General features: G+C 60.0%; 9 protein-coding genes. 4 read left to right on the top strand and 5 right to left on the bottom strand.

The window, feature by feature from the left end:
* Positions 1 to 55: 55 nt before the first annotated feature.
* The 3 genes from ACR0DT_RS09370 to ACR0DT_RS09360 all read left to right on the top strand — a co-directional run bounded on the left by ACR0DT_RS09370 (position 56) and on the right by ACR0DT_RS09360 (position 4,883).
* Complete coding sequence (locus ACR0DT_RS09370; protein ID WP_480710474.1) at positions 56 to 3,214, top strand: valine--tRNA ligase; 3,159 nt, start codon at positions 56 to 58, stop codon at positions 3,212 to 3,214.
* A gap of 139 nt (positions 3,215 to 3,353) precedes the next feature.
* Positions 3,354 to 4,517 (top strand): benzoate/H(+) symporter BenE family transporter, encoded by a 1,164-nt coding sequence (locus ACR0DT_RS09365; RefSeq protein ID WP_480710473.1) that lies wholly within the window; start codon positions 3,354 to 3,356, stop codon positions 4,515 to 4,517.
* Positions 4,518 to 4,550: 33 nt separating this feature from the next.
* Entirely contained in the window at positions 4,551 to 4,883 is a 333-nt protein-coding gene (locus tag ACR0DT_RS09360; protein WP_480710472.1) for a DnaJ family domain-containing protein, read from the top strand.
* Here ACR0DT_RS09360 and ACR0DT_RS09355 read toward each other — a convergent pair whose 3' ends face one another.
* Positions 4,884 to 5,666, bottom strand: coding sequence for a crotonase/enoyl-CoA hydratase family protein (locus ACR0DT_RS09355; protein WP_480710471.1), 783 nt, complete (start codon positions 5,664 to 5,666; stop codon positions 4,884 to 4,886).
* Positions 5,667 to 5,795: 129 nt separating this feature from the next.
* Here ACR0DT_RS09355 and ACR0DT_RS09350 point away from each other — a divergent pair, with 129 nt between their 5' ends.
* Positions 5,796 to 6,902, top strand: a complete 1,107-nt coding sequence (locus ACR0DT_RS09350) for a pyridoxal phosphate-dependent aminotransferase (RefSeq protein WP_480710470.1) — start codon at positions 5,796 to 5,798, stop codon at positions 6,900 to 6,902.
* Here ACR0DT_RS09350 and ACR0DT_RS09345 read toward each other — a convergent pair.
* The 4 genes from ACR0DT_RS09345 to zwf are packed head-to-tail and all read right to left on the bottom strand — an operon-like array spanning position 6,895 to position 12,055.
* Positions 6,895 to 8,112 carry a pyridoxal-phosphate-dependent aminotransferase family protein gene (locus ACR0DT_RS09345; RefSeq protein ID WP_480710469.1) on the bottom strand — a complete coding sequence of 406 codons (1,218 nt, stop codon included), beginning with the start codon at positions 8,110 to 8,112 and terminating at the stop codon, positions 6,895 to 6,897. The two genes, ACR0DT_RS09350 and ACR0DT_RS09345, sit on opposite strands and share 8 nt — an antisense overlap.
* Positions 8,113 to 8,163: 51 nt before the next feature.
* Positions 8,164 to 8,796 (bottom strand): bifunctional 4-hydroxy-2-oxoglutarate aldolase/2-dehydro-3-deoxy-phosphogluconate aldolase, encoded by a 633-nt coding sequence (locus tag ACR0DT_RS09340; RefSeq protein ID WP_480710468.1) that lies wholly within the window; start codon positions 8,794 to 8,796, stop codon positions 8,164 to 8,166.
* Positions 8,797 to 8,801: 5 nt separating this feature from the next.
* Positions 8,802 to 10,607 carry a phosphogluconate dehydratase gene (edd, locus tag ACR0DT_RS09335; protein ID WP_480710467.1) on the bottom strand — a complete coding sequence of 602 codons (1,806 nt, stop codon included), beginning with the start codon at positions 10,605 to 10,607 and terminating at the stop codon, positions 8,802 to 8,804.
* Positions 10,608 to 10,609: 2 nt separating this feature from the next.
* A complete protein-coding gene (gene zwf, locus ACR0DT_RS09330) occupies positions 10,610 to 12,055 on the bottom strand; it encodes a glucose-6-phosphate dehydrogenase (RefSeq protein ID WP_480710466.1) in 1,446 nt (481 codons plus the stop codon).
* Position 12,056 lies beyond the last annotated feature (1 nt).

Below are 12,056 nucleotides of genomic sequence, written 5' to 3'. Positions count from 1 at the left end.
TGCGCATTCGTTATTGCAGGCGCTGACCCAAGATTGATGACGCAGGACGCACCCCATGGCGATGGAAAAGACATTCAACGCGGCCGAGGCCGAGGCCCGCATCTACGAAGCCTGGGAACAGGCCGGAGCCTTCAAAGCAGGCGCGAACAAATCGCGCGACGAAAGCTTTACCATCATGATCCCGCCGCCCAATGTGACGGGCGCGCTACACGTGGGCCATGCGTTCAACAACACCCTGCAGGACATACTTATTCGCTGGCACCGTATGCGTGGCTTTGACACGCTGTGGCAGCCCGGACAGGACCACGCCGGTATCGCCACCCAGATGCAAGTGGAAAAGATGCTTGCGGCCACTCAACAGCCCGGACGCCGGGAACTGGGTCGCGAGAAATTCCTTGAGAAAGTCTGGGAATGGAAAGGCGAATACGGTGGCACGATCATCGAGCAGCTGAAACGTCTGGGATCAAGCTGTGACTGGTCGCGCAACGCCTTCACCATGGCCGGTGCGGCGGGCGATCCACGCACAGGACATGAGAACTCGGCCAATTTCCACGACGCGGTCATCAAGGTCTTCGTCGACATGTACGAAAAGGGCCTGATTTATCGCGGCAAGCGACTGGTCAACTGGGACCCGCATTTCGAGACCGCGATCTCGGACCTTGAGGTCGAGAACATCGAAGTCTCGGGCCACATGTGGCACTTCAAATATCCGCTCGCCGGGGGCGAGACCTACACCTACGTCGAGAAAGACGAGGACGGAAATGTCGTGCTTGAGGAAAAGCGCGACTATATCTCGATTGCCACAACCCGCCCCGAAACCATGCTGGGCGACGGCGCAGTTGCGGTTCACCCCTCGGATGAACGTTACGCGCCAATTGTAGGAAAACTTTGCGAAATCCCGGTTGGCCCTAAAGAACATCGCCGCCAGATTCCGATCATCACCGATGATTACCCTGATCCCGATTTCGGTTCGGGTGCGGTAAAGATCACCGGCGCGCATGACTTCAACGACAACATGGTCGCCAAGCGCGGCGGTATTCCGATGTACCGCTTGATGGACACTAAAGGCGCGATGCGGGCCGATGGCGCGCCTTATGCAGACGAGGCTGGCAAGGCGCAGGAATACGCCCGTGGGCGTGAGTTCACCGAGAACGAGATCGACGCGATCAACCTCGTCCCCGATCACCTGCGCGGGCTCGACAGGTTTGAGGCCCGCTCGAAGGTGGTTGAAGAAATCACCGCGGACGGTCTGGCCGTCATGTGCCGTGCCGATGACACGCGTCTGGGCTCGACGGCTCTGAAGCCAGAGCACGAAGGTTCAGACAAACTGGTGCCACTGGTCGAGAGCAAACCGATCATGCAACCATTCGGCGACCGCTCGAAAGTCGTGATCGAGCCGATGTTCACCGATCAGTGGTTCGTTGACGCCGAAAAGGTCGTCGGCCCCGCGCTGGACGCGGTCAAGGACGGCACGGTCAAGATCATCCCCGAGTCGGGCGAGAAGACCTATTATCACTGGCTGGAAAACATCGAGCCCTGGTGCATCTCGCGCCAGTTGTGGTGGGGGCATCAGATTCCAGTTTGGTATGGTCTCGACCTGTCCGCCGATGACTTCATCGACGATGAAAACGACGGCGACCTTGATCTGGTCGAATTGGGCCGTTTGTTGAACGAAGGCGGCATGCTTCACCGTGGCAATGTCATGGAGTGCGCAGCGAACCTTGAAGCCGTTACCGAAAAGTTCCTCGATGACAACGCCAACATTCCTAGCCCGCTGAGCCACGCAACCGTTATCGAAGTCGCCGACAAGCAGGAAGCAATCCATCAATTCGCCGAAAGCCTTGCTCAGTACGCAGTCGAACAAGACCCAACCAAATTGGTCTACCCGGTCTGGCGTGACCCTGACGTCCTCGACACATGGTTCTCGTCCGGCCTCTGGCCCATCGGCACGTTGGGCTGGCCCGAGCAGACCGAAGAACTGGAGCGCTACTTCCCCACAGACGTCCTGATCACCGGCTTCGACATCCTGTTCTTCTGGGTTGCCCGGATGATGATGATGCAACTGGCCGTGGTCGATCAGATCCCGTTCCGCACCGTCTACCTGCACCAGCTCGTCCGCGACGAGAAGGGCAAGAAGATGTCCAAGACCACCGGCAACGTCATAGACCCGCTGGAGATCGTGGACGAATTCGGCGCCGACGCGCTTCGCTTTACCAACGCTTCGATGGCGGCGATTGGCGGTGTGTTGAAACTGTCCAAGGAGCGTATCACCGGTTATCGCAACTTCGGCACCAAACTTTGGAATGCCGTCCGCTTTGCCGAGATGAACGAGGTCTTCACCGACACCGTCCCGCAGTTGGACGTGGCCGACCTGAAACCCAAAGCGGCCGTGAACCGCTGGATCATCGGCGAAACCGCCCGCGTGCGGGCCGAGGTCGACGCAGCACTAGAAAGCTATCGTTTCAACGACGCGGCCAACGGGCTCTATGCCTTTGTCTGGGGTAAGGTCTGCGACTGGTACGTCGAACTGTCCAAACCGCTGCTGCAGGGCGAAGATGCCGAGGCGCAGGCCGAAACCCGCGCCACCATGCGCTGGGTTCTGGATCAGTGCATGGTCCTGTTGCATCCAATCATGCCCTTCATCACCGAAGAGTTGTGGGGCCTGACCGGCAACCGCGCCAAGATGGTCGTGCACGCCGATTGGCCGGCATACGGCACCGAACTGGTTGATGCGGATGCGGATCGCGAGATGAATTGGGTGATCTCGGTGATTGAAAACACGCGTTCCGCACGTGCGCAAATGCGGGTTCCGGCCGGCCTCTATGTGCCGATGCTGGTGACCGAGATCGACGCGCACGGACAGGCCGCTTGGGATCGCAACGAGGCGCTGATCAAGCGTCTCGCGCGGATCGACAGCCTAACCAAGGTAGATGAACTGCCCAAAGGGACGATTTCCATCGCCGCCCCCGGTGCCACCTTTGGCTTGCCACTGGCTGATATCATCGACATCGGTGCGGAAAAGGAACGGTTGGAGAAAGCCAAGGGCAAACTGGCCAAGGAATTGGGCGGCCTGCGCGGGCGTTTGAACAACCCCAAATTCGTGGCCTCAGCCCCGGAAGAGGTTGTCGCCGAAGCCAAAGCCAACCTCGCAGCCCGTGAAGAGGAAGAGGCAAAGCTAAACGAAGCGCTTGCCCGTCTGGCCGAAATCGCCTGATCTTCATCTTTTCCCAAATACTCAAAACCCAAACCCCGCCGCATATCCAGCGGCGGGGTTTTCTTTTGACCCAAAGCACTTGTGCCCAAAGGCTAACCCTTGTTAGCAAGTGCAGGTTACCAGCCCCTCCGAGGTCAAAATGGCACGCGCACTCCCTCCGATCCAAACCATCTCGACCGGGTTGGTCGTGGCCATTGTCGGGTTCTTCAGCTCTTTCCCTATCGTATTGCAGGGTCTGGCGGCCATGGGGGCCTCAGCGCAGGAATCCGCTTCGGGCCTGATGATGGCGGCCATCGCCATGGGGCTGACGGCCATCGGTCTTAGCCTGTGGTACCGCCAACCCATCAGCGTTGCGTGGTCCACACCGGGTGTTGCCCTTCTGGCCGTATCTGCAACACCTGCAGCCGGATTTTCTGACGCGGTCGGCGCGTTCCTATGTGCAGGCGCGCTAACCGTGCTGGCCGGTCTCTGGCGACCTTTGGGACGGCTGGCGGCGGCCATCCCGACAACATTGGCCCAGGCAATGCTTGGCGGCGTTCTGCTGCCCCTGTGTATCCAGCCTTTCAAAGCTGCGGTCGAGCTGCCGTGGCAGGCTTTGCCTGTGATCCTGACTTGGTTCATCGCCGGGCGGGTTAATCGGCTGTGCGCGGTTCCGGCGGCGGTCGTTGCCGCGGCGGTTGTTGTGGTTTTGAAAGCGGGTGAAACCTCGGTCACTCCGACCCATCTGGTGGCCGCACCGGTTTGGACAATGCCGAGTTTCTCACTGGCCTCGGCCATCGGTATCGGCTTGCCGCTGTTTATTGTCACCATGGCCACACAGAACATTCCCGGCATCGCAGTAATGCGCAGCTTTGGTTATACGCCCGCCCCAGGCAGGTTGTTCTCTTCGGTCGGTGCGGCCAGCATCCTGTCGGCTCCGTTCGGAGCGCCAGCCACGTGCCTGGCCGCAATCACCGCGGCCATGTGTTCGAATGAGGACAGTCACCCGGACCCGTCCCAACGCTATTGGTCGGCTGTGATAGGAGGCGTGTTCTATTGCTTGTTTGGCGTCTTCGCCGTGGCCATCACCGGGTTTGCCGTGCACGCTGATCCGCTTTTGATGGGCACCCTGACAGGGATTGCGTTGATCGGGGTATTGGCAAACGCCGCCCACGCCGCGCTTGATGTTCCGGCAGAGAGAGAAGCCGCTATTCTGACATTTGCCATCACCGCTTCAGGTATCTCGGTCTTTGGTCTGGGCGCGGCAGTCTGGGGTTTGCTGGCTGGTGGCATTGCCTATCTGGTCACCAAGCGAATTCGCTAGCGACACTAACTCGGGTTGGGATATAGATTGGCCATGCTTGGATCACTTGGAAAACTGATCGAACGCCAGATCAAAAAGGCACAGGCCGAGGGCCAGTTGCAGGGGCTTGAGGGCGAAGGGAAACCCTTGCCGGATCGATCTGGCGAAGCGCAAAGTGATCCGGCCATTGCCGCTGGGCACCGGATCATGGCGCAGGCAGGCGTACTACCGGAAGAATTCGAGATCAGAAAAAAGCTTGATGCCGCCCGAAAGGATTACGCCGAGTTGACCGATCCGGATGCGCGCAAAGCCGCAATGGCTCGCATCGCCGAACTAGAGATGCGGTACAACATGGCGCGCGATGCGCGACGGGCCTTTATGCGCTAGTCACTTGAATTCAGGTTTTCGCCCCTGCATCTGCGCCATCACCACCTCCATTTGATCGGGTTTGCCGATCAATTCGACCTGTTCGGCGGATTCCTCGACCAGAACCTCGGCACGAGTCTTGGTTTCGGCCACTTCAATCAGGCGCTTGGCGGCACGAATGGCAGAGGGGCTTTTGCCCGCGATGTCTTCGGCCAGAGCCAGTGCCTCAGTCAGCGGATCATCTGAGAGTTTCGTTACCAGCCCCCAGTCCGCCGCCTGCTGCGCGCCAATGGGACGGGCGGTGTAGGTCAACAGGCGCAGCACGTCTGAACGTACCAATTGCGGCAGCAGCACCATCCCTCCCATGTCGGGGACAATACCCCATTTCATCTCCATCACCGCCAGCTTGGCTTCGGGATGAGCGATACGAATATCCGCGCCGAGTGCGATTTGCAGCCCACCACCGTAAGCCACACCCTGAATGACGCAGATCACCGGAACCGGAACACGCCGCCAGATCAAGGCAAGCTCTTGCATTTCATTGGTATCCCCGTGACTGCGGGTCATCAGCCATTCGGTCGGGTCCATATGCGCCATCTTGGCAAAGCTGGCCATATCAAGCCCGGCGCAAAAGCTTTTACCTTCGCCCGACAGGATCACGGCGCGTGCGTTCGAGGCCGCGACCTCTTGCCCGGCAGACAGCAGCGCTTTGATCATCGCGTCGTCCAGCGCGTTCATCTTGTCGCCGCGCGTCAGTGTGACATGGGCAATGTGATCTTTGTACTCGACGGATACGCGTGGCATGCGAGCCTCCTGATACTGTTGCGACACCATGCCCGGAAGGTTTGCCAAGTTCCACCTCAACGTTGGGGCAAGTCTGCCCGCGTGTTGCAGGTGGTTGCCTGACAGGTGGCCATAGGTTTATCTCGCACCATGACTGACCCACGCTATACCCCGCTTGCCCTGTCCCTGCCCGCAACGGTGCCCTTTGTCGGGCCGGAAACGCAGGAGCGTCAGCGCGGCGCGCCTTTTGTTGCGCGGCTGGGGGCGAACGAAAGCATCTTTGGCCCCTCACCCCGCGCCATTGAAGCGATGGCAACGACGGATATCTGGAAATATGGCGATCCCGAAAATTATGACCTGCGACATGCGTTGGCCGATCATCACGGGGTAAAGCCGGAGAATATCGTGGTTGGTGAAGGCATAGACGGCCTGCTGGGCTATCTTGTGCGGCTGTTGGTCAGCCCCGGCGATGCGGTTGTGACGTCGGACGGGGCCTATCCTACCTTCAATTACCACGTGGCCGGGTTTGGAGGTGTCTTGCACAAAGTGCACTATCGCGACGACCACGAGGACCCCAAGGCGTTATTCGCCAAGGCCGCCGAAGTGAACGCAAAGCTGGTGTATCTGGCAAACCCTGACAACCCGATGGGCAGCTGGCACAGCGGCATGGATATCGTGGACGCGATGGAGGCCCTGCCCGCGGGATGCTTGCTGGTGTTGGACGAAGCCTATGTGGAATGCGCACCCGAGGGCACTGCGGCCCCAGTATCGGCAGATGATCCGCGTGTGATCCGGATGCGCACGTTCTCCAAAGTGTACGGTATGGCCGGGGCGCGGGTTGGCTACGCGATTGGCGCGCCGGGGCTGATCGAAGCCTTCAACAAAGTCCGCAACCATTTTGGGATGAACCGAGCCGCTCAAGTCGGAGCCCTGGCGGCCTTGCAGGATACCGACTGGCTGTCGCAGGTTCAGACACTGATTGCGGCGGCTCGCGACCGGATCAGCCAGATCGCAACGGACAACGGTTTGGAGCCCTTGCCCTCGGCCGCCAATTTCGTGGCGATTGATTGCGGGCGTGATGGAGAGTTTGCCAAAGCAGTGCTTGAGGCATTGGTGGCGCAAGGTATTTTTGTGCGCATGCCATTTGCTGCACCTCAAAACCGTTGTATCCGCGTCAGTTGTGGCGCGACGTCGGATCTGGACGCCTTTGCCGCAGCGCTGCCAAAGGCGCTGGCCGCGGCGAAGGCCACTATCTGACCCGGGCCTTCTGTAAGGGTTCAATTGCCAGCGCTGCAGCAGCGGCCTCAAGCGCGCCCGAGCCGCGCGGGATGTTCAGGGCAGCCAAGGCGGTCTCTACGCCGCCCAGCATGGCCATAACCATCTGGCCATTCACGTGACCCATATGCCCCAGACGGAAGCAACCGGCGTGATCCTCCATCCCCAGACCAATGCCAAGGGTCAGGCCCAGGTGGCTCTCGGTAAACTGGCGCAGCGGCGTTCCCCGGCCATCCGTCAGGCGCAGGGCGGTTACCGCGTGGCTGCGATGGGCGCGGTCAGTCACGTTCATTTCAAGCGCACCACCTTCGGTCCATATTTCGCATGCCGCCCAGATTGCAGTGGCCAGGTGTTCATGACGGGACCATACATTCTCGATCCCTTCTGCATGGATCATGTCGAGCGCAACGCGTAGACCGTACAGGTGATGCGTCGGTGCGGTGCCGTTGAAATACTGGTAAAACACCTGCGGGTTCACGCGCGGCTGCCAGTCCCAGTACTGCGAGACACGCGGCATCGCAGCACGCTTGGTCTGTGCCTTGTCATTGAAGAACACAAACCCCACTCCCGCCGGGGTCATCAAACCTTTTTGGCAAGCCGACACCATGACATCGACACCCCAGGCATCCATTTCAAACCGGTCACAGCCCAGCGAGGCGATGCAGTCGGCCATCAGCAACGCCGGATGGTTCAGGTCGTCCAGCAACGCCCGCAGTGCCGGGATGTCATTTCTGATCGAACTGGACGTGTCCACATGCACTGCCAGAACAGCCTTGATTTGATGAGCCGTGTCAGCACGAAGGCTATCGGCGATGCGATCCATATCCCAAGGAGAGGATGTGCCGAAATCGATCAGCTCGACCTTGGCGCCGAGTCCGCTGGCCATCTCAGCCCAACCATGGGTGAACAGCCCTGAGGCCGGGGCTAGTACCGTTTCACCTGGGGCGATGACGTTGGAAAGCGCCGCCTCCCAGGAGCCATGACCGTTTGCGATATAGATGGCGACGTTGTGATCCGTGCCTGCCACGCGTTTCAGATCGCGGGTCAGTGTGGGCACCATCTCGATCAACTCGCCATCATAGATATTGGGTGATGGGCGATGCATGGCCTGCAGCACCGCGTCAGGCATGACCGAGGGGCCGGGAATCGCCAGATACTCGCGCCCCTGCGCAAGAGAGATTTGATTTGTCATGGGATCAACCTGTGTGAATTGACGCCCACCCTAGCGAAGCAAAAAGCCGCGTCAATCCATCAGCTTTGCGGCATCACGCGCAAGTGCTTCGATCCCGGCCCAATCACCGTCCTGCACCATCTGTTTGGGCGCGACCCAGCTGCCGCCAGCGCAAACAACATTCGGCAACGATAGGTAGTCGCGGGCATTGGTCGGCGACACACCGCCCGTCGGACAGAAAGTGATCTGCGGCAATGGCGCGCCGATGGCTTTCAGTGCAGGAGCTCCACCTGAAGCCTCCGCCGGAAAAAACTTCAGCATATCATAGCCTTTTTCCAGCAGGCGCATCGCCTCGCTGGCTGTGGCAGCGCCCGGCAGCAGGGGCAAACCTTCGGCTTCGCAGGCCGCAATCAACATATCGGTCGCACCGGGAGAGACGCCGAACTGCGCACCTGCCTCTTTTGCGGCACGCACGTCTTCGGGGGTGACAAGCGTACCTGCGCCCACCACCCCGCCGGGCACCTGTGCCATGGCCTCGATAGCATCCAGTGCCGCCGGAGTGCGCAAGGTCACCTCCAAAGCAGGCAAGCCACCGGCCACCAGTGCCTCGGCCAAGGGCCGGGCCTGGGCGGCGTCATCGACGACCAGAACCGGGACAATGGGTGCCAGACCGCAGATTTCGCGGGTTCGTAGGGTTTTTGACATGAAGATTACACTCCGAAAATGCTAGCACCGGCGTCGGCGGACCCGACATTGTTGCGGAAAGCGGCGAACAGATCCCGTCCGACGCCGTGTTGATTGGCGGACAAATCGGCAGTGGCGGGATCGCGGTCCAGCACACCTGGGGTGAGGATTTCCAGGTCACCCTGCACCGCATCGACACGCAGCACGTCGCCATCCTGCAGATAGGCAATCGCGCCGCCCTCCAGCGCCTCGGGGCAGACATGGATCGCGGCGGGAACCTTGCCGGAGGCTCCGGACATACGACCATCAGTGACCAGCGCCACCTTTTGCCCCCTGCCCTGAAGGATCGACAAGATTGGCGTTAGTGAATGCAATTCGGGCATGCCATTGGCCTTTGGCCCTTGAAAGCGAACAACAACGATAACGTCGCCGGTGAATTCACCAGCTTTAAAAGCGGCCTTAACCTCTGCCTGGTCATGGAAAACACGCACGGGGGCTTCGACGACCTGATGTTCAAGCGCGACAGCGGAAACTTTCATGACGGCGGTGCCCAGATTGCCGGTCAGTCGCGACAATCCACCAGTAGGTTGGAACGGATCTTTGGCGGGGCGGACGATCTTGTCGTTCAGGCTGTGGCCGGCGCCCTCTTCCCAGATCAGATCGCCGTCTTTCAGCTTGGGTTCTTTGGTGTAATTTTGCAGCCCCTGCCCTGCGACGGTCAGGGTGTCGGGGTGCAGAAGCCCGTCCTCAAGCAGCGTGCCAATGCAATAGCCCAGCCCGCCTGCCGCGTGGAAATGGTTCACATCCGCCAGACCGTTGGGATAGACTCGCGCGACCAGCGGTACTACGGCGGAGATGTCTGAAAAATCCTCCCAATCCAACACGATACCCCCCGCCCGCGCCATTGCGATCAGGTGAATCAGCAAGTTGGTCGAGCCACCAGTGGCCATCAGACCGACGATGCCATTCACAAAGGCTCGTTCATCCAGAACTTGATAGACCGGTGTGTAATTGTTGCCCAGCGCACTCAGCGACAAGGCCCGGCGCGCACCTTCTTCGGTCAGCGCATCCCGCAATGGCGTGTTGGGGTTGATAAAGCTGGAGCCCGGCAGGTGCAGGCCCATGAACTCCATCAGCATCTGGTTGGTGTTGGCAGTGCCGTAGAAGGTGCAAGTGCCGGGGCCGTGGTAGGCGGCCATTTCGGCGGCCATGAGTTCGTCGCGCCCAATCTCTCCGGCCGCGAATCTCTGGCGGATCTTGGCCTTTTCGTCATTGGGCAGGCCGCTGGTCATAGGGCCGGCGGGCAGGAACACAGCGGGCAAATGGCCAAAAGCCTGCGCACCGATCACCAGACCGGGAACAATCTTGTCGCAAACGCCAAGGAACACAGCCGCGTCATAGGTATTGTGGCTCAGCGCCACGCCGGTCGCCAGGGCAATCACATCGCGCGAAAACAGCGACAGCTCCATCCCAGCTTCGCCTTGGGTTACGCCGTCACACATAGCGGGAACACCACCTGCGACCTGCGCGGTACCTCCAGCTGCTCGGATCGCGTCGCGGATCAGGCCGGGATAACGCTCGAACGGTTGATGCGCCGAAAGCATGTCATTGTAAGCAGTGACGATGCCCAGATTTCCGGCAGTGCCGGTCGCCATGGCCTCTTGATCCGTTCCAGCCCCGGCATAGGCATGAGCCTGACCGCTGCACGATAGGTGCGCGCGAGCGGGTCCTTTGGATCTGGCCTGCTCCATCCGTTCCAGATGCGGACCACGCAGATCGGCGCTGCGATCGATGATCCGCTGGGTGACATCGGTGATAACAGAATGAACCATGGTTAACCTCCGATCTGACGCCAGCGACGCCCGTCGCGGTGCATCAGCATCAATGCTTCTTCAGGGCCCGAGCTTCCCTGGTCATAGCGTGCGGGTCGATCGCCGCGATCTTCCCAACCTTGAATGATGGGGTCGACCCAAGCCCAGGCGGCCTCGGCCTCGTCCCCACGCATGAACAGGGTCTGGTCGCCACGGATGACATCCATCACAAGCCGCTCATAGGCATCCGGCGCGCTGGCCTCGACGCCCAATGCATCCGCAAAGCTCATGTCCAGCGCCACGTCTGAAAGGCGGAACCCGCCCGGACCCGGATCTTTGATAGTGGTGCGCAGGGTAATGCCCTCGTCCGGTTGCAGACGGATCACCAGTACATTGCCATGCAGCGGGCCAACATTCGGGAAAATCGTATGCGGTGGGTCACGGAAGAACACTGCGATCTCGGATTCCCGCGCCCGCAAACGCTTGCCGGTGCGCAGATAAAACGGCACGCCCGCCCATCGCCAATTGCCCAGATGAACCTTCAGCGCGATGAAGCTTTCCGTACGACTGGCGGGGTTGCCGACATGATCGACATAACCACCCTGCCCATGTTCGGCGCGGTACTGGCCGCGCGCAATATCTTTTGGCTCCACGGGCTCCAGCGCCTCGATCACCTTGACCTTTTCATCGCGCACCGCGTTAGGGGCGAATTTCGACGGTGGTTCCATCGCGGTCAGGCACAAAAGTTGCACCAAGTGGTTCTGGACCATATCCCGCATGGCACCGGACTGGTCGTAATAGGCACCTCGCCCTTCGACGCTTACGGTTTCGGCCACAGTGATCTGGACGTGGTCAATATGCGTCGAGTTCCATAGCGGTTCGAATAGTGAATTGGCAAAGCGCAGGGCCATCAGGTTCTGCACCGTCTCTTTGCCCAGATAGTGGTCGATCCGGTAAATCTGATGCTCTTCAAAACAGGCGCGCAGACCTTCGTTCAGCGCTTTAGCGGATGCCAGATCGTGACCGAAGGGCTTTTCCACGACAATACGGCTGTCTGGCGTGGCCAGTTCGTGTTCGTTCAACCGGTGCGCAATGCCTGAGAACAGGCTGGGCCCCACCGACAGGTAGAACGCGCGCACAACGTCGGGGCGTAAAGCCTTGGCCAAATCCGCCCAGCCAGCATCACCCGACGCATCGACAGGCACATACGAGACCCGGCTAAGAAAGCGATCCAGAACATCCTTTTTGAATTCCGGCGCGAATTCCGCCATCGAGGACCGTATCTGATCTCGGAACGCATCGCTGTCCATATCCGAACGGGCCGAGCCAATGATACAGGCGTCTTCAGGCATCTGTCCGACTTCAAAGCGGTGATACAGGCCCGGTAATATCTTGCGCTGCGCCAGATCGCCGGTCGCACCGAACAGCACCAGATCGAACGGGTTAACCGGAATTACGCGTGAAACCATC

The sequence above is a fragment of the Ruegeria sp. BI11 genome, assembly GCF_056538005.1.
This window is presented reverse-complemented; position numbering and strand designations above follow the sequence as displayed.